The 23,817-nt window shown below is 70.3% G+C and carries 18 protein-coding genes, 1 tRNA gene and 1 riboswitch; of the genes, 3 read left to right on the top strand and 16 right to left on the bottom strand.

What is annotated here, in order from left to right; genetic code table 11:
• Positions 1-31: 31 nt before the first annotated feature.
• The 3 genes from ACY0PA_RS18670 to ACY0PA_RS18680 all read right to left on the bottom strand — a co-directional run bounded on the left by ACY0PA_RS18670 (position 32) and on the right by ACY0PA_RS18680 (position 2,951).
• Positions 32-1,396, bottom strand: coding sequence for an MFS transporter (locus tag ACY0PA_RS18670; RefSeq protein WP_473085684.1), 1,365 nt, complete (start codon positions 1,394-1,396; stop codon positions 32-34).
• Positions 1,397-1,467: 71 nt separating this feature from the next.
• Positions 1,468-2,643, bottom strand: coding sequence for a 4-hydroxybenzoate 3-monooxygenase (locus ACY0PA_RS18675; RefSeq protein ID WP_473085685.1), 1,176 nt, complete (start codon positions 2,641-2,643; stop codon positions 1,468-1,470).
• A gap of 224 nt (positions 2,644-2,867) precedes the next feature.
• Positions 2,868-2,951, bottom strand: a tRNA-Leu gene (locus tag ACY0PA_RS18680).
• Positions 2,952-3,342: 391 nt separating this feature from the next.
• On the opposite strand from ACY0PA_RS18680, the gene ACY0PA_RS18685 reads away from it, so the two are divergent.
• A complete protein-coding gene (locus ACY0PA_RS18685; protein WP_473085686.1) occupies positions 3,343-4,143 on the top strand; it encodes an ABC transporter ATP-binding protein in 801 nt (266 codons plus the stop codon).
• Between the two features lie 72 nt (positions 4,144-4,215).
• Positions 4,216-6,756 (top strand): ABC transporter permease, encoded by a 2,541-nt coding sequence (locus ACY0PA_RS18690; protein ID WP_473085687.1) that lies wholly within the window; start codon positions 4,216-4,218, stop codon positions 6,754-6,756.
• A gap of 62 nt (positions 6,757-6,818) precedes the next feature.
• Here the strand turns inward: ACY0PA_RS18690 and ACY0PA_RS18695 are convergent, their stop codons facing one another.
• From ACY0PA_RS18695 to ACY0PA_RS18735, 9 genes are all read right to left on the bottom strand, one after another.
• Positions 6,819-8,117, bottom strand: coding sequence for a class I SAM-dependent methyltransferase (locus ACY0PA_RS18695; protein WP_473085688.1), 1,299 nt, complete (start codon positions 8,115-8,117; stop codon positions 6,819-6,821).
• A gap of 259 nt (positions 8,118-8,376) precedes the next feature.
• Entirely contained in the window at positions 8,377-9,774 is a 1,398-nt protein-coding gene (locus tag ACY0PA_RS18700) for an NAD(P)/FAD-dependent oxidoreductase (RefSeq protein ID WP_473085689.1), read from the bottom strand.
• 493 nt (positions 9,775-10,267) lie between these two features.
• Entirely contained in the window at positions 10,268-11,212 is a 945-nt protein-coding gene (locus ACY0PA_RS18705) for a Ppx/GppA phosphatase family protein (RefSeq protein WP_473085690.1), read from the bottom strand.
• Positions 11,209-11,739, bottom strand: a complete 531-nt coding sequence (locus ACY0PA_RS18710; RefSeq protein WP_473085691.1) for a DUF501 domain-containing protein — start codon at positions 11,737-11,739, stop codon at positions 11,209-11,211. Before ACY0PA_RS18710 ends, ACY0PA_RS18705 begins: the two co-directional genes overlap by 4 nt.
• Positions 11,740-11,832: 93 nt before the next feature.
• Positions 11,833-12,321 (bottom strand): FtsB family cell division protein, encoded by a 489-nt coding sequence (locus tag ACY0PA_RS18715; protein ID WP_473085692.1) that lies wholly within the window; start codon positions 12,319-12,321, stop codon positions 11,833-11,835.
• Between the two features lie 132 nt (positions 12,322-12,453).
• A complete protein-coding gene (gene eno, locus ACY0PA_RS18720; protein ID WP_473085693.1) occupies positions 12,454-13,740 on the bottom strand; it encodes a phosphopyruvate hydratase in 1,287 nt (428 codons plus the stop codon).
• Between the two features lie 317 nt (positions 13,741-14,057).
• On the bottom strand, positions 14,058-14,744 hold the full coding sequence (locus ACY0PA_RS18725) for a transglycosylase family protein (RefSeq protein ID WP_473085694.1): 687 nt from the start codon (positions 14,742-14,744) through the stop codon (positions 14,058-14,060).
• A 4-nt stretch (positions 14,745-14,748) separates the two neighbouring features.
• Positions 14,749-14,920, bottom strand: a riboswitch (cyclic di-AMP (ydaO/yuaA leader).
• 169 nt (positions 14,921-15,089) lie between these two features.
• The gene (locus ACY0PA_RS18730) at positions 15,090-16,076 is read right to left on the bottom strand and encodes a transglycosylase family protein (protein WP_473085695.1); all 987 of its coding nucleotides are present in this window, start codon (positions 16,074-16,076) and stop codon (positions 15,090-15,092) included.
• Positions 16,077-16,378: 302 nt separating this feature from the next.
• Positions 16,379-18,301, bottom strand: coding sequence for a recombinase family protein (locus ACY0PA_RS18735; RefSeq protein WP_473085696.1), 1,923 nt, complete (start codon positions 18,299-18,301; stop codon positions 16,379-16,381).
• A gap of 214 nt (positions 18,302-18,515) precedes the next feature.
• Between ACY0PA_RS18735 and ACY0PA_RS18740 the strand changes: the two genes are divergently transcribed.
• A complete protein-coding gene (locus tag ACY0PA_RS18740; RefSeq protein WP_473085697.1) occupies positions 18,516-19,754 on the top strand; it encodes a cytochrome P450 family protein in 1,239 nt (412 codons plus the stop codon).
• Here the strand turns inward: ACY0PA_RS18740 and ACY0PA_RS18745 are convergent.
• The 4 genes from ACY0PA_RS18745 to ACY0PA_RS18760 form a co-directional block, all read right to left on the bottom strand.
• Positions 19,748-20,749: a nucleoside triphosphate pyrophosphohydrolase gene (locus ACY0PA_RS18745; RefSeq protein WP_473085698.1), complete on the bottom strand. Its 1,002-nt coding sequence runs from the start codon at positions 20,747-20,749 to the stop codon at positions 19,748-19,750. The two genes, ACY0PA_RS18740 and ACY0PA_RS18745, sit on opposite strands and share 7 nt — an antisense overlap.
• Before the next feature lie 47 nt (positions 20,750-20,796).
• Complete coding sequence (locus ACY0PA_RS18750; RefSeq protein ID WP_473085699.1) at positions 20,797-21,483, bottom strand: SurA N-terminal domain-containing protein; 687 nt, start codon at positions 21,481-21,483, stop codon at positions 20,797-20,799.
• 146 nt (positions 21,484-21,629) lie between these two features.
• Positions 21,630-23,114, bottom strand: a complete 1,485-nt coding sequence (locus ACY0PA_RS18755) for a protein kinase domain-containing protein (protein ID WP_473086357.1) — start codon at positions 23,112-23,114, stop codon at positions 21,630-21,632.
• Between the two features lie 50 nt (positions 23,115-23,164).
• Positions 23,165-23,779, bottom strand: coding sequence for a hypothetical protein (locus ACY0PA_RS18760; protein ID WP_473085700.1), 615 nt, complete (start codon positions 23,777-23,779; stop codon positions 23,165-23,167).
• Positions 23,780-23,817 lie beyond the last annotated feature (38 nt).

Genomic DNA, 23,817 nt, shown 5'->3' on the forward strand with positions numbered 1-23,817 from the left:
TCAAGGGTAATAGGCAGGCAAAGATCCCAGCCTAGTGCTCAGGGAGGATCTTTCCCATCCTGTTACCCGCAACGTCCGGGGCATGCCCGGTGTTCCTCCGAACGAGCGGCACCAGGGAGATGGCGACGGCGCCGAGGACCCCGGCCACGGCGAAGGTCGTGAAGCCGAGGCTCGCGTTGCCTCCGGCGACGACCGCGCCGCCCAGCCAGGGGCCGACGACGGCTCCGGTGCGGCCCACGCCAGTGATCCAGCCGAGGCCGGTGGCGCGCTGGCCGGGCGTGTACACGGAAGGGGCGGCCGCGTAGACCATGACCTGGGCGGAGAACAGCCAGACGCCGGTGACGAAGACCAGGGCGTACGCGACGCCGAGCGGCAGGTGGGCGCGGAGCAGGAAGGCGCCGCAGGCGGTCAGGACGAACCAGAGCGCGGACACCTTGGACGCGCCGAACCGGTCGGCCGCACGGCCCGCGACGAGCATGCCGACGATGCCGCCCGCGTTGATCACCATGAGGAAGGTGACGGACGAGGAGAGCGAGTACCCGGAGGCGCGCATCAGCTCCGGGAGCCAGGTGGAGACGCCGTAGACGAGGAGCAGGCCGGCGAAGGAGGCGACCCACAGGAGCGGGGTCGCGGCGCGGGTGCCGGGTGCGAAGAGCGAGGCGACGGCGGCGAAGCGGCCCTTGGCGCCGGCGGCGGGGGCCTCGGCGCGGGTCGGCTCGGGCAGCCCGTAGCGGGCGGCTACGGCGTTCGCGTCGGCGGTGCGCCCCTTGGCGAACAGGACGGCCGGGGACTCGGGCAGCCACTTCAGGACGAGGGGGACGGCGATGACGGCCGGGATGACGCCGGCCCAGAAGACGACGCGCCAGCCGTGGTCGGGGCCGAGCGCGAGGCCGAGGCCCGTCGCGGCCATGCCGCCCGCGTGGTACGAGGTCATCATCAGGCCGGTGGCGAGGGCGGCCCTGCGGGGCGGGGCGAACTCGGCGACGATCGCGAGCCCGATCGGCATCAGGCCGCCGAGGCCGAGCCCGGCGAGGAAGCGGCCCCCGCCGAACACGGCGGCGCTCGGGGCGAGCGCGCACACGGCGGAGCCCGCGGAGAAGAGGGCGACGGAGCCGGTGACCATCGGCTTGCGGCCGAGCCAGTCGGTCAGCGTGCCGCAGCCGAGCGCACCGATCAGCATGCCGAACGTGGTCCAGGAGCCGATCGTGCCGGCGGTGGACGCGGTGAAGCCGAAGCCCTTGTCGTCGAGGAGGTGCGGCATGACGGCGCCGTAGATGTTGACGTCCATGCCGTCGAAGAAGACGACGAGCCAGCACAGGGCGATGACGGGGGCGACGGCCCTGAAGGTGCGGGGCGGGGAGGGTATGGCGGTGCCGTGGGAGGTGTCGGGGGACATGAGCACTCACTTCGTCGTGCGTACGCGGGGATGGGTGTGCGGCGGTTGGTGGACGGTGCGGTGGTGCGGGCTCAGTCCAGGGGGAAGCCCGTGTAGCCCTCGGCGAGGTCGGTCCCGGCGGCGGGCGAGGCCGTGATCCGGTCGAGGCGGGCGCGCTGGATGCGGTCGTCGAAGGGCGTCGCGTCGGGGGCGCGGTGCAGCATCGTCGTCATCGCGTACGAGAACCGCTCGGCCTGCCAGACACGGCGCAGGCAGGTCTCGGAGTAGGCGTCGAGGCGCTCGGTGGAGCCGGTCTTGTGGCGGTGGGCCAGGGCGCGGGCGAAGGTGACGACGTCGCCGACGGCGAGGTTGAGGCCCTTGGCGCCGGTCGGCGGGACGATGTGGGCGGCGTCCCCGGCGAGGAAGAGCCGTCCGTGGCGCATCGGCTCGTGGACGTAACTCCTCATCGGCGTCACGGACTTGGAGGTGATGGTGCCGCGCTCCAGCTTCCAGCCGTCGGCGGTCTCCAGGCGGCGGTCGAGTTCGTCCCAGATCTCCTCGTCACTCCAGTCGTGGGCGTTCGTCGCCTCGGGGACCTGGAGGTAGGCGCGCGTCACGGACGGGGAGCGCATGGACAGGAGGGCGAAGCCGCGGTCGTGGCGGGCGTAGACCAACTCGTCGTGGGACGGGGCGACATCGGCAAGGATGCCGAGCCAGCCGAAGGGGTACGTGCGCTCGAAGACCTGGGAGACGTCGGCGGGTACGGCCTTGCGGCCCACGCCCCACGAGCCGTCGCAGGCGACGACGTAATCGCAGTCGAGGACGTCCTCGCGGCCCTCGTGGCGGAAGCGGACGCCCGGGCGGTCGGTCTCGGCGCCCTCGACGGCCAGCGCCTCCGCCTCGAAGAGCAGCGGGCCTCCCTCGGCGAGCTGGAGGGCGATGAGGTCCTTGCACACCTCGGTCTGGGCGTAGACCGTCACGGACCTGCCGCCGGTCAGGGCGGGGAAGTCGACGCGGTGGCGGCGCCGGTCGAAGCGCAGCTCGATGCCGTCGTGCGGGAGGCCCTCGCGGTCCATGCGCTCCGCCGCGCCCGCCGCGCGCAGTACGTCGACGGTGCCCTGCTCCAGGATCCCGGCGCGCTGGCGCTGCTCGACGTACGCGCGGTCACGGCTCTCCAGGACGACGGAGTCGATCCCGGCGTTGTGCAGGAGCCGGGCGAGGAGCAGTCCGGCGGGGCCCGCTCCGATGATGCCGACGGTGGTGCGCATGGATACCTTCTTTTTCGTTCAGCCTTGTTCGCGTGGTGAACTTTCGTTCATAATGTGCTCAGCGGAGTCTCCGCCCGGCTCGACACGCTGTCAACGGTCCGGGCGGAGAAAACGGAGAAAACGGGGGCTCCTGGAGCGCAAAAAAAGACGCCGCGGCGATCGGATGCGATCGGCACGCGGCGACGGGAAACGGCTCGGTCGGGAGCGGGAAGGAAAGTGGGAGGTGCCCGGAACCGGACTTGAACCGGTACGCCCGCGAAGGGGCAGCGAGGTTTAAGCTCGCCGTGTCTGCATTCCACCATCCGGGCAGGCCGTGGGCTCCGCAACGAGGTTCCGAGCCTATCGGGACAGATCCCCCGAACAGCGGAACGTGCGCTCGATGTTGTCTTATTTTATTGACGTCTGAGGGTGCATCAGACCACGGTAGCCGCCATCCGCACATGCCGCAGGCCCTTCCACGCCCCTCGGCGCCCTCGCCTCCGTCACCGTGGATTGACGGGATTTCACCTCCCGCGGTGATCTTCGCTCTCAGTGTCCCGGGTCATCCCCAGGTATGACCCGGGCGGCCCCGGTCCCCCCGAAGTCGCCCCCAGGAACCGGAACAGCGGCTGACTTCACGGCCCGGGACGGCCACGACGATGGAGAGGTCCCTCCAACGGGACCCCGTCCCCACCCGTCGTCCGACAGGAGCACCCTTCCGTGACCACCACCCCCATCGCCGGCAAGGCCACCGCAGTGGCCGCGCGCGCCACGGATCTGTCCAAGGTCTACGGACAGGGCGAGACCCAGGTGGTCGCCCTCGACCGGGTCTCCGTCGACTTCCGCCAGGCCGAGTTCACCGCGATCATGGGCCCCTCCGGGTCCGGCAAGTCGACCCTGATGCACTGCGTCGCCGGCCTCGACAACTTCTCGTCGGGCTCCGCGCGCATCGGCGACACCGAGCTGGGGTCCCTCAAGGACAAGCAGCTCACCAAGCTCCGCCGGGACAAGATCGGCTTCATCTTCCAGGCCTTCAACCTGCTGCCCACCCTGACGGCCCTGGAGAACATCACGCTCCCCATGGACATCGCGGGCCGCAAGGCGGACAAGCAGTGGCTGGAGAACGTGATCGCGATGGTGGGCCTGTCCGACCGGCTCGGCCACCGGCCCTCGGAGCTCTCCGGCGGCCAGCAGCAGCGCGTGGCCGTGGCCCGCGCTCTGGCCTCCCGGCCCGAGATCATCTTCGGTGACGAGCCGACCGGAAACCTGGACTCGCGCTCCGGCGCCGAGGTCCTCGGCTTCCTGCGCAACTCCGTGCGCGAGCTGGGCCAGACCGTCGTCATGGTCACCCACGACCCGGTCGCCGCCGCCTACGCGGACCGCGTGATCTTCCTCGCCGACGGCCGCGTCGTCGACGAGGTGTACGCGCCCACGGCCGACTCGGTCCTGGACCGCATGCCGCGCCCTTCCGGGGGTTCCCCCCGGACCCCCGGCTTCGACGCCAAGGGCCGCACCAGCTGACGCCCGCCCGCACAGCCGCCGCCCCGCCGCCGCCCCGACGCCTCGTCGCCGTACCCCTGGACTGAGAAACCCATGTTCCGTACCGCCTTGCGCAATGTGTTCGCGCACAAGGCCAGGCTCCTGATGACCGTGCTCGCCGTCATGCTCGGCGTCGCCTTCGTCTCCGGCACCCTGGTCTTCACCAACACCATCTCCGACGCCTTCCAGAAGAGCTCCGCCAAGGGCTTCGACCAGGTCGACGTCGCCGTCACGCCCAAGAGCGCCGAGTCGAAGGGCGACAAGCTCGCCAAGGACCCGAAGCTCACACAGGCCACCCTCGACCGGGCGGCGAAGACCCCCGGCGCCGCGTCCGCCATCGGCGTCGTCAGCGGCTTCGCGGCCGTCGCCGACAAGGACGGCAAGCTCGTCGGCAACGGCTTCTCCACCCAGGGCGCCAACTACTGGGGCTCCCCCAAGAACACAGACCCGCGCTACCCCCTCAAGAGCGGCAGGGCGCCCAGCGGCAAGGGCGAGGTGGCGCTCGACTCGCAGACCGCGAAGCGCGCCGGCTACCAGGTCGGCGACACCGTACGGATGTCCATCGACGGGCCCGTCCTGACGCCCACCGTCACCGGCATCTTCACCACCGAGGACGGCAACGTCGCGGCCGGCGGCAGCCTCGCCCTGTTCGACACGGCGACCGCACAGCAGCTCCTGCACAAGCAGGGCTCGTACGACGAGATCGACGTCAAGGCCGCCGCGGGCACCAGCCAGGGCGCCCTGCGGAGCGCGCTCGACAAGGCCCTGCCGAAGGGGCAGGCCGAGACCACGACCGGCAAGCAGCTCGCCGACGACCAGGCCGAGCAGATCTCCTCCAGCATGAGCTCGATGAAGTCGAGCCTGCTGGTCTTCGCCGGGATCGCGCTCTTCGTCGGCGTCTTCATCATCGCCAACACGTTCACGATGCTCGTCGCCCAGCGCACCAAGGAACTCGCGCTCATGCGGGCCGTCGGCGCCTCGCGCAAGCAGGTCACGCGCTCCGTCCTCGCGGAGGCGTTCGTCGTCGGCGCGGTCGCGGCCGTCACCGGGCTGGCGGCGGGCGTCGGCATCGGCGCCGGGATGCGCTCCCTGATGGGCGCGACCGACGCGCAGATCCCCGACGGGCCGCTCGTGGTCTCGCCCGGCACGATCGCCACGTCCCTCGTCGTCGGCGTCGTCATCACGATGCTGGCCGCGTGGCTGCCCGGCCGCCGCGCCGCGAAGATCCCGCCGGTCGCGGCGATGAGCAGCGTGCACGCCACGGCGACCACCCGCTCCCTCGTCGTACGGAACACGATCGGCGCGCTGTTCGCGGCGGCCGGCATCGCCTCCTCCCTCTACGCGACGACGATGAGCGACGGCACGTCGGCGCAGGCCCCCCTGGGCCTCGGCGCGGGCCTCCTCGTGATCGGTGTCTTCGTCCTCACCCCGCTGCTCTCGCGCCCGCTGATCGCGGCCGCGGGGCCGGTCCTGCGCGTCTTCGGGGTCTCCGGGAAGCTGGCCCGCCAGAACGCCGTCCGCAACCCGCGCCGCACCGCCGCGACCGCCTCCGCCCTGATGATCGGCCTCACGCTGATCACCGGCCTGACCGTGATCGCGGGCAGCGCCCAGCAGGCCATCGACAAGATGGCGTCGTCCGCCCTCAAGGCCGACTACGTCGTCTCCATGGCGAACATGAACTCCCTGTCCCCCGAGGTCGCCGGCAAGCTCGCCGAGGTCGACGGCGTCACCGCCACCAGCGGCCTGGGCAACGCGCCCTCGCGCATCGACGGGAAGACCGAGTTCCTGACCGGCGTCAACGGCGCGACCATCGGCTCCCTCACCGACCTCAAGGTCGACAGCGGCACCTTCCGGATCGGCGGCCGTGACGTCGTCGTGGACGACAAGACCGCGAAGGACCACGGCTGGCGCGCCGGATCGACGTTCACCACGAACTTCGAGGACGGCAAGAAGCAGCGGCTGACCGTCGCCGGGGTCTACGAGGGCAACGACATGTCGCGCGGCATCATGCTGGACTCCGCCGTCCTGACCCCGCACGTCACGGACCCGTCCGACATGCAGGTCATGGTGAAGACCGACGGCGGCACGTCCGCCGCCGCCAAGGACCGCATCGAGAAGGCGCTCGGCGACAACCCGGCGATCCTCGTCCAGGACAAGCAGGACATCTCCCACGCGATCTCGAAGATGTTCACGCTGATGCTGAACATGCTCTACGGCCTGCTCGCCATGGCGGTCGTCGTCGCCGTCCTCGGCGTCATCAACACCCTCGCCATGTCCGTCTTCGAGCGCTCGCAGGAGATCGGCATGCTGCGCGCGATCGGCCTCGACCGCAAGGGCATCAAGCGCATGGTGCGCCTGGAGTCCCTGGTGATCTCGCTGTTCGGCGGCGTGCTCGGTGTCGGCCTCGGCGTGTTCTTCGGCTGGGCGGCAGGCAAGCTCATGGCGACGACCCTGTCGACGTACGAGCTGGTCCTGCCCTGGGGCCGGATCGGGATCTTCCTCGCGCTGGCCGCCCTCGTCGGCATCCTGGCGGCCTTGTGGCCGGCGCGCCGCGCGGCCCGGCTGAACATGCTCGCGGCCATCAAGTCGGAGTAGCGATACGGCGGATGGGGCGCACCGGCAGTCCGCCGGTGCGCCCCATCCGTGCGTCCGGGCCGTCAGTTCCAGGTACGCGCCCGCAGCGGCATACCCGGGTCGCCCGACAGGGGCGTCTTCACGGCGAGGATCTGGTTCACGCCGATCTTGTTGCGCTCGAAGCTCAGCGCGGACGCGGCCATGTAGAGGCGCCAGATGCGGGCCCGGCCGGGGCTGGTGAGCTTCACGGCCGCGGGCCAGCCCGCCTCCAGGTTGGCCACCCAGCGGCGCAGCGTGAGCGCGTAGTGCTCCCGGATCGCCTCCAGGTCCCGGACCTCGAACCCGGCCTGCTCCAGAAGCCCGGTGGTGACGCCGACCGGCGCGAGCTCCCCGTCCGGGAAGACGTACGCGTCGATGAACTCGTCGACCTCGTACGTCGACTCGTCCTTCTGAGGGCGCCGCGCGATCTGGTGGTTGAGGAGCCGGCCGCCCGGCTTGAGGAGGGCGTAGAGCGCCTCGGCGTACTGCAGATACCGCGCGGAGCCGACGTGTTCGGCCATGCCGATGGACGAGATCGCGTCGAAAGGCCCGTCGCGCACGTCGCGGTAGTCCTGGACCCGGATCTCCACCCGGTCGGTGAGGCCCTCCTCGGCGACCCGCTTACGGGCGTACGCGGCCTGCTCCTGCGAGAGCGTCACACCGACGACACCGACGCCGTACTCGCGGGCCGCGTGGATGGCCATGGAGCCCCAGCCGCAGCCGACGTCGAGCAGGCGCTGACCGGGCGCCAGGCCGAGCTTGCGGGAGATGAGTTCGAGCTTGTCGCGCTGGGCGTCCTCAAGCGTGCCGTCCGGCGAGTCCCAGTACGCGCACGAGTAGACCATCGAGGGGCCGAGCACCATCTCGTAGAAGTCGTTGCCGACGTCGTAGTGGTGGCTGATGGCCTGTCGGTCGCTGCCCTTGGTGTGCAGATGGAGGCGGCCTCGCCTGCGCATCTCCTCGGCGGGCGGGGCGGGCGGCAGGAAGGGCCCGGCGAGCTTGACCAGCTCGGCGACGGCGGCCCTGACCCGAGGCTCCTTCAGGGCCTCGGCGAGGCTCCTGCTGTCCTCCTCGGGGCGCTCCCAGATGAGTCCGGCCATCCGGTCGAGGGCTTCGTACAGATCGCCCTCCACGTCCAGGTCACCGGCCACCCAGGCGCGGGCCAGGCCGAGTTCTCCCGGCTTCCACAACAGGCGGCGCAGGGCGCGGCGGTTGCGTACGACGAGAGTGGGTCCGGCGGGCGGCCCGGCCTCCGAACCGTCCCAGGCGCGAAGTCTGACGGGCAGCGGTGTTCCGAGCAGTTGTTCGGCGAGGTTCTTCAGCCGCTGTGCGGCGTCCTGCATGGCGCACACCTCCGTGATGGGAGACGATCCCGGAATCGTCCAACACCACGTAAACACCAACGGGGCGCTCTCGCAGTCCCGTTACTGCGTTACGGATCGGCAAAATACATGTAGCGGGCATGTATACCGGAGTGCCGGGGGGCGGCCGGGTCGGCTTCCGGGCGGTCCCGGGCGGCTCCGGGAACGGCTCCGGGAACGCCGAAGGGGCGCTCGCACCACGGATGGCGAGCGCCCCTTCAGGGGTGTTACTGGACCGGGGTCAGGAGGCCTTGGCCTTCTCCTCGACCTTCGGAGTCTCGGCGACGGCCGGGGCCGGCGCCGGCTTGGCGGCCTCGTAGAACTCCTCGCGGGGAGACTCGAGGGCGCCGAGCGCGGTGATGTCGCGCTTCTGGAACATGTTGAGCGTCCACTCGGCGATCACGCGCGTCTTGCGGTTCCAGGTCGGCATGGCCAGACCGTGGTAGCCACGGTGCATGTACCAGGCGAGACGGCCCTTGAGCTTGATCTTCATCTTGCCCATGACGATCATCGCGACGCCCTTGTGCAGGCCGAGACCCGCCACCGCGCCCTTGTTGCTGTGGCTGTACTCCTTCTGCGGGAAGCCCCGCATGCCGGAGATCACGTTGTCGCCGAGGACCTTGGCCTGGCGCATGGCGTGCTGGGCGTTCGGCGGGCACCAGGCGCGCTCGGGCGGCGTGCCGTTCTTGATGGCCACCAGATCCGGGACCTGGGCGTTGTCGCCCGCGGCCCAGATGTAGTCGCTGCCCTGGACCTGGAGGGTGGCCTGGGTGTCCACGTGGCCGCGCGGGCCGAGCGGGAGACCGAAGCGCGCGAGGGCCGGGTTCGGCTTGACGCCGGCGGTCCACACGACGGTGTTGGAGTCGACCTCGAGGCCGTTGCTGAGCACGACGTGACCGTCGACGCAGGAGGGCATCGTGGTCTTCAGGTAGACCTCGATACCGCGGGACTCCAGGTGCTTCCTGCCGTACGTGCCGAGCTCGGGGCCGACCTCGGGCAGCACCTTGTCGGCGGCGTCGACGAGCACGAAGCGCATGTCCTCGCGCTTCACGTTCTTGTAGAACTTGGCCGCGTCGCGCGCCAGGTCCTCGACCTCACCGATCGTCTCGGCGCCCGCGAAGCCACCGCCGACGAACACGAAGGTGAGCGCCTTGCGGCGGATCTCCTCGTCGTTCGTGGACTCGGCCTTGTCGAGCTGCTCGAGCACGTGGTTACGCAGGCCGATGGCCTCCTCGACACCCTTCATACCGATGCCGACCTCGGCGAGGCCCGGCGTCGGGAAGGTGCGGGAGACCGCGCCGAGCGCGATCACCAGGTAGTCGAAGGGAACCTCGTACGCCTCGCCGACGAGCGGGGCGACCGTGGCGACCTTGCGGTCCTGGTCGATGGTGGTGACCCGGCCGGTGAGAATCTCGGCTCCGGGCACAGCGCGTCGCAGCGGGACGACGACATTGCGCGGCGAGATGCTGCCGGCGGCGGTTTCGGGGAGGAAGGGCTGGTAAGTCATGTACGAGCGCGGGTCCACGACCGTGACGGTCGCTTCCGCATAACGCATCTTCTTCAGAATGCGTCGTGCTGCGTACAGGCCTACGTACCCACCGCCTACTACGAGGATCCTGGGACGCTCCGTGGTGCTCATGCCATCGAGTATCCACCCGTCCGGAGGGGGTCGCTCGTGCGCCCCTTCACAAGCATGGAGAGGGTCTCTGCTACACTTCGCCGCCCACGTGACGGACGTCATGGTCCCAGCGGGGAACCACGGTATAACGCCGGTCGTTCCGCACCCCTGTTGAGCTGCCGCTCCGGGCATTTGGCGGGGGTGGACCACTCGCCCGGTTCATCCGTCCGTAACAAGCCTGGAACGCCCCGCGCCTCGGCCGCCAGGGCCCCAGAACCCCCTTCCGCGGGCCATCTGACCCGGAACCTCGCCCAACGGGGCCGAATTCCTTGTGAAGAACTTCACGAACTTTCCCGACGAGGTGTCGCCGGAGCGTGTCGCCCCTCCAGGAAGAGGCCGGCTGAGGGGTCCTGGAGGGGGCTGGACGCCTGGAGGGGCCGGGGTCCTGGAGGGGCTGGACGCCTGGCCTGGAGGGGCTGTGCGCCTTTGGAGGGGGCGGGGCGCCTTGGAGGGGCTAGGCGATCGACCAGGCGATGCCGTCGAGGATGTCGTGCTCGCTCACCACGACCTCCTTGGCGCCGATCCACTCCATGATCAGGCGCAGCACCAGTGCGCCGGAGGCGATGACGTCGACACGGCCCGGGTGGATGACCGGATTCAGGGAGCGCTGGTCGTGCGTGGACATCATCAACCAGTCCGTCAGCTCGGCGACCCGCTCGTAGGAGATGCGGGAGTGGTGGATGGCCACCGAGTCGTACTCGCTCAGGCCGAGCGCGAGGGCGGCGACCGTCGTCACGGAGCCGGCGAGGCCGACGAGCGTGCGGGCCGCGGTCAGCGGGACGGTCTGCGTCACGAGGTCGAGGGCCGCGACGACGTCCTCGCGGATCTGCTCGATCTGCGCGGGCGTCGGCGGGTCGGTGACCTGTCCGTCCGCCCCCACGAGGTGGCGCTCCGTCATACGGACGCAGCCGATGTCGACGGAGCGCGCGGCCACGACCGCGTCCTCGCCGACGACGAACTCCGTCGAGCCGCCGCCGATGTCCACGACCAGGTACGGCTTGTCGAGGTCGGCCCGGCCCGTCAGCTCCTTCGTCGCGCCGGTGAAGGAGAACTCGGCCTCCTGGTCACCGGTGATGACCTCGGGCTCGACGCCCAGGATGTCCATGACCCCGCGCACGAAGTCGTCCCGGTTCTCGGCGTCGCGGGACGCGGACGTGGCCACGAACCGGATCTTCTCGGCGCCGTGCGCCTTGATGACCTCGGCGTACTCGCGGCAGGCCGCGAAGGTGCGCTCCAGCGCCTCGGGCGCGAGCCGTCCCGTGCGGTCCACGCCCTGCCCGAGCCGCACGATCGTCATGCGGCGGTCCAGGTCGACGAGTTCGCCCGTCACGGGGTCGGCGTCGGCGACGAGCAGGCGGATCGAGTTCGTGCCGCAGTCGACGGCGGCGACGCGGGTCACTCGCCCTCCTCGGGCGCGGCCGACACGCACGGGCCCTTCGCCCACCACTCGGGCAGCATCGCGATGGCCTCGTCGCCGAGCGGGTTCACGCCCGGGCCCGCGGCCAGGGAGTGGCCGACCAGGACGTGCAGGCACTTCACCCGGTCCGGCATGCCGCCCGCGCTCGGGAAGCCCTCGAGGACCCCGATGGCGTCGCGGCGCGCGATGTAGTCCTCGTGCGCCTTGCGGTACGCGTCCGCGAGCTCGGGGTCGGTCTGGAGGCGCTCCGTCATCTCCTTCATGACGCCGTTCGCCTCCAGGGTGCCGATCGCGGACGCGGCGCGCGGGCACGTGAGGTAGTACGTCGTCGGGAAGGGCGTGCCGTCCTCGAGGCGCGGGGCCGTCTCGACCACGTCCGGGTTGCCGCACGGGCAGCGGTGCGCGATGGCCCGCAGGCCGCGCGGCGGGCGGCCGAGCTGCTCCTTGAACGCCTGGATGTCGGCGTCCGTGGGCGTGGTCGGCTCGGTCTGGGGCGGGGGCGTGTCCATGCCTGGGGGCTTTCCTTCAGTGAACTTCGGTGGGGGTACTACGGGTTCGGGCTTGAGGCTTGGGGCTTGGGCTTCGGGCGTTGGTGGGACGGGTCAGTTGTCGGGGCGGTCGGCCTTGTCGACGCCGTCCCAGACGTTCGAGTACCAGGGCCGGCCCGTCGCGCCCTGCTCGGAGCGGGTGCGCTTCGCCGCGTCGGGGTCGCGCGCGATGTAGCCGGTCTCGCCCGGCATCACCAGGTGGAGCCGCTCGCGGATCCGCTGCTCCGCGTACGAGTCGTCCTGCCAGCGTGCCTTCTCGTCGCGCAGCCTGTCGACCCTGCTCTGGGCCTCCTGCTGCTGGCGCTGGAGGTCGGCGATCTCCCCGCGCTGGGTGACGTACTGCCTTATGGGGTACGCGAGCGCGACGACCAGGGTGCACAGGACGAGGGCCAGGAGTGCCGCGCGGCCGGTGAGGCGGGAGCGGCGGGCCTGGCGTCTGGTCTGGGAGCGGTAGACGCGCTCGGCGGTCTGCTCGCCGAGCAGACGCAGCCGGGTCGCGGTGGAGAACCGGTCACGGTCCCTGTCCCGGACTCTCCCGGCCATCTTCGCGCCTCCCCTTTACGTGCGTACGTCCCCGCACACGGTACGGGACCGGGTGCGGGGACGTACGTACGACGCTTCTACCGAAGCCTGTGTGGCTCAGCCCTTGAAGCGGGGGCCGCCGAGCGCAGGGCGTCAGCCCTTGAAGCGGGGAAACGCGCTGCGGCCGGCGTAGACCGCGGCGTCGTCGAGGATCTCCTCGATGCGCAGGAGCTGGTTGTACTTGGCGACGCGGTCCGAGCGGGCCGGGGCGCCGGTCTTGATCTGGCCGCAGTTCACCGCGACGGCGAGGTCGGCGATGGTGACGTCCTCGGTCTCGCCGGAGCGGTGGGACATCATGCACTTGAAGCCGTTGCGCTGGGCCATCTCGACGGCGTCCAGGGTCTCGGTCAGCGAACCGATCTGGTTGACCTTGACGAGCAGGGCGTTGGCGGAGCCCTCCTCGATGCCGCGGGCCAGGCGCTCCGGGTTGGTGACGAAGAGGTCGTCGCCGACGATCTGGACCTTGTCGCCCAGCTTGTCGGTGATGACCTTCCAGCCGGCCCAGTCGTCCTCGTACAGCGGGTCCTCGATGGAGACCAGCGGGTATGCGGAGACGAGCTCCTCGTAGTACTCGGTCATCTCGGCGGCCGAGCGGGACTTGCCCTCGAACTCGTACAGGCCGTCCTTGTAGAACTCGGACGCGGCGACGTCGAGCGCGAGCGCGATCTGCTCGCCGGGGACGTAACCGGCCTGCTTGATGGCCTCGATGATGAGGTCGAGCGCGGCACGGTTCGACTCCAGGTTCGGGGCGAAGCCGCCCTCGTCGCCCAGGCCGGTGGACAGGCCCTTGGTCTTCAGCACCTTCTTGAGGGTGTGATAGACCTCGGCGCCCCAGCGAAGGGCCTCGGAGAAGGACTCCGCGCCGATCGGCGCGATCATGAACTCCTGGATGTCGACGTTGGAGTCGGCGTGCGACCCACCGTTGAGGATGTTCATCATCGGGACGGGCAGCAGGTGCGCGTTCGGGCCGCCGAGGTAGCGGAACAGCGGCAGGTCGCTGGCCTCGGAGGCGGCGTGCGCGACGGCGAGGGAGACGCCGAGAATGGCGTTGGCGCCGAGCGAGCCCTTGTTGTCGGTGGCGTCCAGGTCGAACATCGCCTGGTCGATCAGGCGCTGCTCGGTGGCGTCGTAGCCGACGAGCTCCGGGCCGATCTGCTCGATGACGGCGAGGACGGCCTTCTCGACACCCTTGCCCTGGTAGCGGTTCGGGTCACCGTCGCGGAGTTCGATGGCCTCGAACGCGCCGGTGGACGCACCGGACGGGACAGCGGCACGACCGGTGCTGCCGTCGTCGAGGCCGACCTCGACCTCGACCGTGGGGTTGCCTCGGGAGTCCAGGATTTCCCGGGCTACGACGACGTCGATGGACGGCACGAGCATCTCCTTCTGGGATGTGACGCAACTACGCCGGGCCGCATGGTCCGGCAACACGTGAGCCTATCCGGCTCCGGGCATCGGCCAGCCGACCGACCGGCCCGTGGACAAAACCGAGAGCGAATTGTTTCCGAACGGAACAAAAAATCCCGGCCGACAACGGACGAAAGCCCAGGACCCCTCACACACCAGAGCCCCGCCCCGGGCGCGACGGGGGAATGCGCACCCGGGGCGGGGAGTCCTTGGGGGAAACCTGGCGTGGTACCGGCCGTCCGCCGAAAGCCGGTACCCGAGCGGCCTGGGGGCCGCTGCTCCTCTCCTGCTTACTTGAGGTGGAGCTGCTGGCCCGGGTAGATCAGGTCGGCGTCCTCGACGATGTCCTTGTTCAGCTTGAAGAGCTTCGCCCAGCCGCCCTTGGTGTCGTGCGCCTCGGCGATGGTGCTGAGCGTGTCACCGGCCTTCACCTTGTACTCGCCGTCACCCTTCTTGACCTTCTTGCCGGTCGGGGTCTCGACGGTCTTCTTCGACTCCTGCTTCGCGGCAGGCGTCGTGCGCTCCTGGCTGCGGGTGGTCGGCTGCTCGGCCTTGCGCTCCGGCTGCGGGGTGGCGGCCGGGGCGGAGCCGGTCGAGGCGGCGGACAGGCCCACGCCGCAGCTCGGCCAGGCACCCTTGCCCTGGCTGGCCAGGACCTTCTCGGCGACGGCTATCTGCTGCGCCTTGGAGGCCTTGTCGGCGGTGGAGGCGTACGCGGTGCCGCCGTACGCGGCCCACGTGGACGAGGAGAACTGGAGGCCGCCGTAGTAGCCGTTGCCCGTGTTGATCGACCAGTTGCCGCCGGCCTCGCACTGCGCGACCGCGTCCCACTCGGAGGCGGTGGCGGCGGAGGCGCCGGTGGCACCCATCAGCGGGACGGCGACAGCGGCACCGGCGACACCGGCGAGCGTGGCGACGCGAACAGACCGCTGAATGGCAGTCGGGCGGCGGTGCTTGCCCTTGCTGGAAAACAGCATCGAGAGATCCCCTCACCGACGCCTACGAGGTGAGCTGTCGGGTTCGGGCCGGATGAGTGCCCGGTCGCACGTCCTGCGTGCGACTTCACCCCAAGCCGGTCGTTCGGCCGTCTCTCAACGGCCGGGGCCGGCACTTACCTTGGGTCCCCCGCTCCTGCCTACGGCGCTTACGCGACGACTGTTCCCGTACGGACATTGGCAGGATTCGGCGTGACATCCGACGGGGCCCGCTGTGGCGAGCGGTGATGACCGTAAGCAGTGGATCGCCGGAATTTCAAAGACGATCAGGGCCTTTGAGACCCATCTCTCACTCTCGCTAAAGCGGACATTCAGCCCGAACTGCCGCTACTTTTCGCCCGATTCGAGCCCAAGATCCAGACTCTGACCAGGAAGGATGAGGTCCGGGTCGGCACCCACCGTCTTCTTGTTCTCGGCATACAGAGCGGCCCATCCGCCGTCCACGTCATGGGTGTCGGCGATGTCCCAGAGGTTGTCGCCGGCGCGCACGGTGTAGGCGTCTTCATCCTGATTCGCTTGCTTACGTCCGCTTTCGTCGCCGCGCGAGGCGTGGCGGCCCGAGCCGTCGTCGGCACGCGAGGAGCCCGCGGCGTCGTCCGCGGCGGCGTCGCCGCGGTGTCGGCCGGAGGCGGGCGGGGTGGCCGCGTCCGAGCCGTCGGAGGTCTCCGGCGAGGGCGTCGCGGGGGTCGAAGTCGAGCCGTCCCGGCCGGACTTGTCACCCTCGGCACCATCCGAGGCGTTGCCTGCGGTATCACCCGAGGTGTCGTGATTCTTCTCTCGGGAGTCGTCCTCCGCGCCCGAGGTCGCGGAGTCCGCCGGCTCGTCGCTCGCGTCGTCCTTCGCGGTGTCGCCGTCCGCCGCGTCGTCGCTGCCGGAGTCGCCGGCGGACGCGGACGGGGTCGGCAGGGCCGCCCCGGGATCAACCTTGGCCGCCGCGTCGTCCGCCGTGAGCCCCGAGGTGACCGAGCAGACCGGCCATGCCCTCGGGCCCTGGTCGGCGAGGACCTTCTCGGCGACGGCGATCTGCTGAGAGCGGCTGGCCTGGTCCGCGCGCGGCGCGAAGTCGAGGCCGCCGTAGTTCTCCCAGATCTCCTGGGAGAACTGGAGCCCGCCGTAATAGCCGTTGCCCGGATCGGCGCTCCAGGAGCCGCCGCTCTCACACTCGGCGAGCTTGTCCCATGTGGCCGTCGACGCGGCGCTCGCGCTGGTCGCGCCGAGCAGAGGGATCGCGATGGCGGAGCCGGCCACTCCCGCGGCGACGATGAGCGCGGGAGCCTGGCGGGGGCGACGGTGACGACCGTTCCCGGTGAGCATGGAGGCGCCTTTCGGTGGCTCGGGGAATCCTGCGGCGGGTGGTGCCGCGATGACTGGTGAACGTAGCGGGAGTCGAACGCTTGTCACAAGTCGATGCAGCGGAGATCACGTGAAAGTCACAGTCTTGACGGACCGTCAGTTATGAGGCTTCGTCCGGGCCTTCCTGATGCGGCGCGAACTCGACCGGAAGTGTGCGCAATCCCCGCATGATGAGCCCGCCGCGCCAGCGCAAATCGGCAGGTTCAGGCGCATTCCATCGCCTCACCCGAACCAGCCGACCGCCGCGTAGCCGGGCGACTCCATCAGTTCCGCCACGTAATGTCCAAGGGCGGGACCTGACGCTCCCTCCGAACCGGAACGCCTCCCCCGGCCAAGTTCAGGTGATCGACGAGCAGTGGCCAGAAACCCTTCTTGAACCAGGTGTTCTGCCTGTCCTTGACGAGTGCCCACGGGCCGTAACGCTCAGGGAGTTCGTCCCACAGACATCCCGTGCGCAGCCGATGGAGAATTCCGTTCACCTGGGTCCTGATGTCCACGACCCCCCGAGCGAACTGCCTACGCCGGAAGAAGGACGTCATGAGCTCCTCGACGGCAGGCCACCGTGACTCGAGCACCTCCCCCGGCACCAGCACGCCCGTCCCCTCGTGCCACTCGGTCACCTTGCACTTGACCCCGCTCCGCTTCCGCACCTCTCCGAGTGGCCGCACTCCGACACCCAGCAGGCGGATCACTTCCCCCATGTCGGCCAGGGTCAGCTCCCGCGAGCCCGCTCGGGCGATCGCGACGAGATCCACGGCTTTCCCGGCCTCCGCCTCCACCCGCATCTGTCCCGCGAGAACCTCACGCGCCCTGGACAGCAGCAGCCCGGCGCTCCGAACGTCCTCGTCGAGCTGCCTCATGACAGCGTCCCTGACCGATTCGTCGAAGCCCGGACTGCGCGCCATATCGACCACGGCTCGTGCCGCGGCCTCGCACTTCCGCTGAAAATCTGCCTCGATGGCGGCGACTCGCTCCCGCTGCTTGCCGATGTCGCCGGGAACCAGCCCGGCGGGAACGGTGGGCCTCTCCTCGACTTGTTCCGGTCCAGCGAGGAACGCCACAACTTCCCGCCAGACCGAAGCCTCGACATCAATGGCCGTCAGATAGGGGTCACTGCAGCCCGACTCCCGCCCCTTGCCGTTGTTGGCGCCACCGCACCGGTAGTACCGAGTGGCGTCGGAGTTGCGGAAGGCACCGACGTAGTGGTGTCCGCATCGGCCGACGATCCGGCCCGTGAGGGGATACACGCAGGCCGCCGAGTGCACGCGATGTCCGTTCTGCTCCATGGCGTCGTCGAGTTCCCGGGCCCGGTCGGCCGGGATGATCCGAGGAACTGAGATCGTCAAGCTGTCCCCGTGAAGGGGGAGACCATCCCCGTCCAATTTGGTCCGGTTCCTGCCGCTGCCCAGGGGATTACGGAAGACGATCTCGCCCCTGTGCAACGACGGGCTCCTGAGGCGGCGGTGCAGGTTGGCCGCGCTCCATGGCCGACCGCTGCGCGTCAGGAGCCCGAGCTGGTTCAACCCCCGTGCCGCGGCTGAGATGTTCTTGCCCTCGTCCAGGACGAGACTCACCGCTTTGAGGACCACCGCCGCCTCCTCATCGTCCACGACGAGCACTGACCTTCGTCGGCCGATGCCTTCGATGGCGTATCCCCACGGCGGTGGGCCACCGGGCCAGCCACCGTTCAGAGCCTTCCGCTGACGACCGGACTGCGTGCGGTCCCGGACGAGATTCCATTCGGCCTCGGCCTGCATCGCGTGGAACTGCAACTGCCTGCGGCCGAGCGGCGTGGTCGTGTCGATGTCCTGCGTGACGGAGACGAAGTCGACACCGAGGTCCTCCATCGCCCAGATCCACGTCCAGAACGCCTGACCGGTGCGGCCGACGCGGTCGAAGTTGTGGACCACGATCACATCGACGAGCCCTTGCCGAGCAGCCTGTTCGAGGGCCCGCATGGCCGGACGGTCGACAACGGCTCCCGGCACACCCTTGTCCTTGAAGATCAGGTCGGGCGGGAGAACCCATCCGGTCCTGCGGTCGACGTAGGCGCGCCCCGCCTCCTCCTGCACGTCGAGCCCATAGCCCTTGGCCTGTCCCCTGGTCGAAACACGGAGCATCAGGGCCGCACGGACGGGCGCTGCGGGATTCGGCCGAGGACCGGGCGCGGACATGGGCTCAGGCATAGCTGTAGCGTTGGACACATCAGCCCCTTCACGGCTGGTACGGCCCCGGAGCTCTAGCCAGCTTCGGGGCCCATTGCGTTGCCGTGAATCTAGTCACTGCTCACCCAAGGCGTGCCGTAATCCGCATATTTCTTCCAGCCGCCTCTATCGCGCCAAAGCAGCTCAAGACCTCGTGGGCGGCGGCCGGCGGGACGGCTGCCTATACGGTCGTTCCGTGAACGTCCCGAACACCGCGCCCGAACTCTTCACCTGGGAGTTCGCCACCGACCCGTACCCGGCCTACGCCTGGCTCCGTGAGAACTCCCCCGTCCATCAGACCAAGCTGCCGAGCGGGGTCGAAGCATGGCTGGTGACCCGCTATGCCGATGCCCGCCAGGCCCTCGCGGACAGTCGGCTGTCGAAGAATCCCAAGCACCACGCCGAGGACGCGCACGGCAAGAGCAAGACCGGCATCCCCGGCGAGCGCAGCGCCAACCTGATGACGCATCTGCTCAACATCGACCCGCCGGACCACACCCGGCTTCGCCGCCTCGTCTCCAAGGCGTTCACTCCACGGCGCGTGGCCGAATTCGCCCCCCGCGTCCAGGAGTTGGCGGACGACCTCATCGACCGGTTCGCGCCACAGGGCGAGGCCGACCTCATTCACGATTACGCATTCCCCCTCCCCATCTACGCGATCTGCGACCTGCTCGGCGTCCCCCGCGAGGACCAGGACGACTTCCGCGACTGGGCGGGGATGATGATCCGGCACGGCGGAGGCCCGCGCGGTGGCGTCGCCCGCTCCGTCAAGAAGATCCGCGGCTACCTCGCCGAACTCATTCACCGCAAGCGCAACCATCCCGGCGACGACCTGATCTCAGACCTCATCCGCGCCTCCGACCACGGCGAGCACCTCACGGAGAACGAGGCCGCCGCGATGTGTTTTGTGCTTCTGTTCGCCGGTTTCGAGACCACGATCAACTTGATCGGCAACGGCGTGTACGCGCTCCTGGGCAACCCCGGGCAGCGAACACGACTTCAGGAGTCGATCGAGCGCGGCGAGCGCGAGCTGCTCGACACCGGCATCGAGGAACTGCTCCGCTACGACGGCCCTGTAGAGCTCGCCACCTGGCGTTTCGCCACCGAACCCCTCACCATCGGCGGGCAGCACATCGCCACCGGCGATCCCGTACTGGTCGTCCTCGCCGCCGCGGACCGCGACCCGGCTCGTTTCCATGAACCGGACACGCTTGACCTGTCCCGCCGTGACAACCAGCACCTCGGCTACGGCCACGGCATCCACTACTGCCTAGGCGCGCCGCTGGCCCGCCTCGAAGGCACTACCGCCATCGAGACGCTGCTGCGTCGCCTGCCGGATCTCGAACTGTCCGTCGATCCTGCCGATCTGCGCTGGCGCGGAGGGCTCATCATGCGCGGCCTGCGGACCCTTCCGGTGGAGTTCACCGCTCACTGAGCGGCCAGCCCCTCCGCCGCGCGGATCGCGTCCCGGTACGTCCGGGCCGCCGCCCGCAGCGCTGCTTCCGGGTCGACTCCGTCGGACTCGGCTCGCAGGGCGAGGGCGAGCAGTTCGTAGCCGACGCCCTCGCCGTCCGGTGCGGGCACGTCGAGGCCGGCCGTGCGGACGCGGGATCCCAGCTTCGCCGCGAGCGCGAGGCCGGGCTGGCCGACCGGCACCCCGTCCGTGACGGACTCGCGCTGCTTCTCCACGGCCTTCGTGCGCAGCCAGTGCTCCTTCACGTCCTCGGGCGTGAGCGCCGTGTCGTCGCCGAAGACGTGCGGGTGGCGGTGGATGAGCTTCTCGACGATGCCGCCGGCGACGTCGTCCACGGAGAACGCCTCGTCCCCTTCCTCGCCGGAGGCCTCCTCGGCGATCCGGGCGTGGAAGACGACCTGGAGGAGCACGTCCCCGAGCTCCTCGCGCAGTTCGTCCCGGTCGCCGTCCTCGATCGCCTCGACGAGTTCGTACGCCTCCTCGATCGCGTACTTCGCGAGGCCCTTGTGGGTCTGCTGCGAGGACCACGGGCACTCACGGCGGATGCGGTCCATGACCTGGACCACGTCGAGGAGGCGGGCGCCCGGCAGGTCGTAGGAGGCCGGGAGCAGTTCCAGGTCGGGCATCGCGACGCGGCCCGACCCGGCGAGCGCGGCGAGGCCGTCGGTCAGGCGCCGGTCGCCCTCGGCGGTGGCGACGACCACGACGGTGCGCCCCCCGGCGCAGGCGTCGACGAGCTCACTGGCGGTCGGCGCGGCCTCCCGCACCTCGATGCCGGCCTCCCGCAGATACGGCAGCTGCGGGTGCGCGGCGTCGGCGCACAGCACCTCGTCGGCGGCGTGCAGGAGCTGCCAGGCCGACCACGACAGCAGGCCGGGCGCGACGCGGTGGCTGGTGGTGAGCAGGACGATGCGGCCGGTCGGGGCTGCGGCGGCGGGTGCGTTCTCGGCGTTCACGCCTCGAACGTAACCCAGGCCGCCTGCCGCGCACCGGGCGAGAGGCCCTACGCCGTCTGCTGGTCCGTCTTCAGGGACGTGACCTCGCGCACCCAGGGCGTCTTCGCGTCGGCGCGGCCATGGCTCTTGGCGATGTCCCAGGTGCCGTAACGCGGGTTCAGGTCGACGTTCAGCTCCTTGGAGGCCTGGTCGAGCGCCTTCCAGAAGGGGGCCTGGTCGGTCCCGGACTGGGACTGCATGTTCGCGCCGACCTTCTGGGCAAGGCCCATCACCTCCAGGTCGGTGCGGGCGCTGTCCGCGATGCGCTCGGGCGCGATGCTGTACTGCTGGAGCAGGGCGAGCTCGAGCTGCCGGACACCGCCGGCCTGCTGCGCCATCGCGGCTTGCCGCTCCTGGATCTGCCTGCGGGTCACGGTGACGCCCGCGTCGGCGGCCGCGCGGCGCAGGACGCGGTCGAAGACCATGGAGTGCAGCGTGTTCCGGGTGAGGCTGCCGGACTTGGCGATGGCCTGCTCGTACTGCTGGTCGTCCTTGGTGGCGGCCTGCTGGGCGTCGCGCACCTCGTTCACCCGGTTCTCCAGCTGGGAGACGGTGATGCGGTCGCTGCCCACGACGGCCGCGGCGCCGGGATGCGCGTCGTTGCCGCAGGCGGTGAGGAGGGGGATCGCGGCTACGGCGGCGGTGGAGAGGACGAGCGCGGTGCGGCGACTGTTGCTGCTCTTGCGGCGGTGCAAGGTGGGCCTCCCTGCGACGAGATTGTGCGTCGGTGCACAAAGTCCGGCGGTGATCGATGTTAGGCAGTGGCCGTGCTCTCGGCCACCTATTCGACCCAACGATTCGCCAGGAGTTGAGGCACTCCCCCGCGCCCGGCCCGCCCGGCTCAGCCCCGGACCTGCCCCAGCCACTGCAAGGTGCGGCGGATTTCGGCCGGGAACGGGTGTCCCGGCCCGTGCAGTCGCTCCGCGTCGTGCAGGAGGCGTACGAGGGTGTCGTGCGCGGCGGGCCGGTCGCCGAGGGCGAGGAGCAAGTGGCCGATGCGGCGCCGGACTTCGAGGGGCAGCGTGATGTCCGTCGTCGCGTACTGGTTCTCGTAGTACGGGAGCAGCGCCCGGTATTCGGCGAGTGCGGCGGCCGGTTCGCCGAGCTGTTCCAGGCATTGCGCGGCCTCGTAGCGGAACTGAAGGGACTGCGGGTCGGCCTGGCCCGCCTCGGTGGCGCGCTCGTCGGCGAGGCGGCGCAGCTCGGGCAGGGCGCGGCGGTACTGGCCGTCGTCCATGAGCGTGGCGGCGTACTGCTTGCGCAGTGTGCGGACGACCGGTGAGTGTTCGCCGTGCTGGGCCGCGGCGGCGGGCAGGATCGCGCCGAGGATGTCGACGGCCTGGGTGATGCGGCCCTCGCCGAGGAGGCGCTTGACCTCGTCGACGGCGCCCGCGACGTCCGGCTTGTCGGTGTGGGGGGTGGGCGCGGCGGGCTGCGGGGCGGGGGTGCGGGCGCGGTCGGGCCAGGGGGCGTGCGGGCGCAGGAAGGGGCGGGTCGGGTCGAGGGGGCCGCCGCTGGGTACGCCGCGCGCGGGCAGCAGCGGGAGCAGGGCCTCGTACGTCTCCTGGGCGGAGGCGGGCCGGTGCTGCGGGTCCTTGGCGAGCAGGCGCAGGACGAGGGCCTCCAGGGGTTCGGGGACCTCGGGGCGCAGCCGGCGGACGGGCAGGGGCGGCTCGTAGAGGTGGCGGTGCAGGACGCCGAGGGCGGTGGAGCCCGCGAAGGGGACGTCTCCGCTGAGGAGTTCGTGCAGCAGCACCCCGAGCGCGTACAGGTCCGTGTAGGGGCCCACCGCGCCGCCCATGGCCTGTTCGGGAGCCATGTAGGCGGGGCTGCCGATGGGGGAGCCGGTGTGGGTGAGGCGGGTGGTGTCGGTGTCGAGCACGGAGGCGACGCCGAGGTCGAGGACGGTGACGGTGCCGTCCTGCTTGACCATCACGTTCCGCGGCTTCAGGTCGCGGTGCACGATCGGTACGGCGTGCACCGCGCACAGGACGGCGCACAGCTGGGCCGCGACGGAGACCGCCCACTGCCACGGGTAGGGGTCGTGCTCGGCGAGGTGGTCGGAGAGGTCGGCCCCGTCGACGTACTGCATGACGAGGTACAGGTCCTCGCCCTGGGTGCCCGCGTCGTGGACGGTGACCAGGCCGGGGTGGTCGACCTGGGCCGTGACGCGGCACTCGCGCACGAAGCGGCGGCGCAGCTCGTCGGCCTCCTGGCCGGCGACGCGGTCGGGGCGCAGCAGCTTCACGGCGACGCGCCGGTCGAGCCGCTGGTCGTACGCCGTCCAGACCTGGCCCATGCCGCCCTGGCCGATGAGGGTGGACAGCTCGTAGCGCCCGGCGACGAGTTGTCCGCCGGACGCGTTCAGGGGGTGGGTCACCGTCCGCCTTCGTGCTTTCGCAGGTAGTCGCTGAGTTCGTCGAGCTCCGCGCGGACCTGGTCGATGCGGTGGGGCGGCGGCGCCTGGGGCTGCGGGGCGGGGGCGGGCACGGGTGTGGGGGCCGGGCCCGCGGTCTGGGTGGGCTGGGCGTGCACGGAGATCTCGTGCGGTGGCTCAGGCGTGTACTGCTGCGGGTAGCCGTAGGCGGGAGGCGTGGTGCGGGGCGGCTGCCGGGGCACGTACGCGCTGAACGAGACATGCTGCTTGCGGTCGAAGCGGATGTCCGCGATCAGGTAGTAGATGACCACCCCCGCGAGCATCAGCAGCTGGACGGACATGCCGGCGTTGCCCCGCCAGGTCGTGAACTCCTCCTCGCCCGGGTCGCTGGCGAGCACGGCGAAGACGGCGATCTGGAGCGCGACGCCCGAGCCGAACACGAACCAGTCGGTCCTGCTGCGCGTCGTCAGGGCGAGCCTCAGCAGTGCGGTCCAGGCGAGGAAGCCGATGCTCAGCACGGTCAACGCCACGAAGAGCACGCGCAAGCCGATCTGCGCGGCCTTCGAGGGCAACTGAGGCGGTGGCGGCGCGTAGCCGTAGCCGTGGCCGTGCATGGCTTCTCCTGCTGCTCCTGCTGACGGGTCCTTAGTGT

Source organism: Streptomyces sp. DS1-CR2 (genome assembly GCF_055760475.1).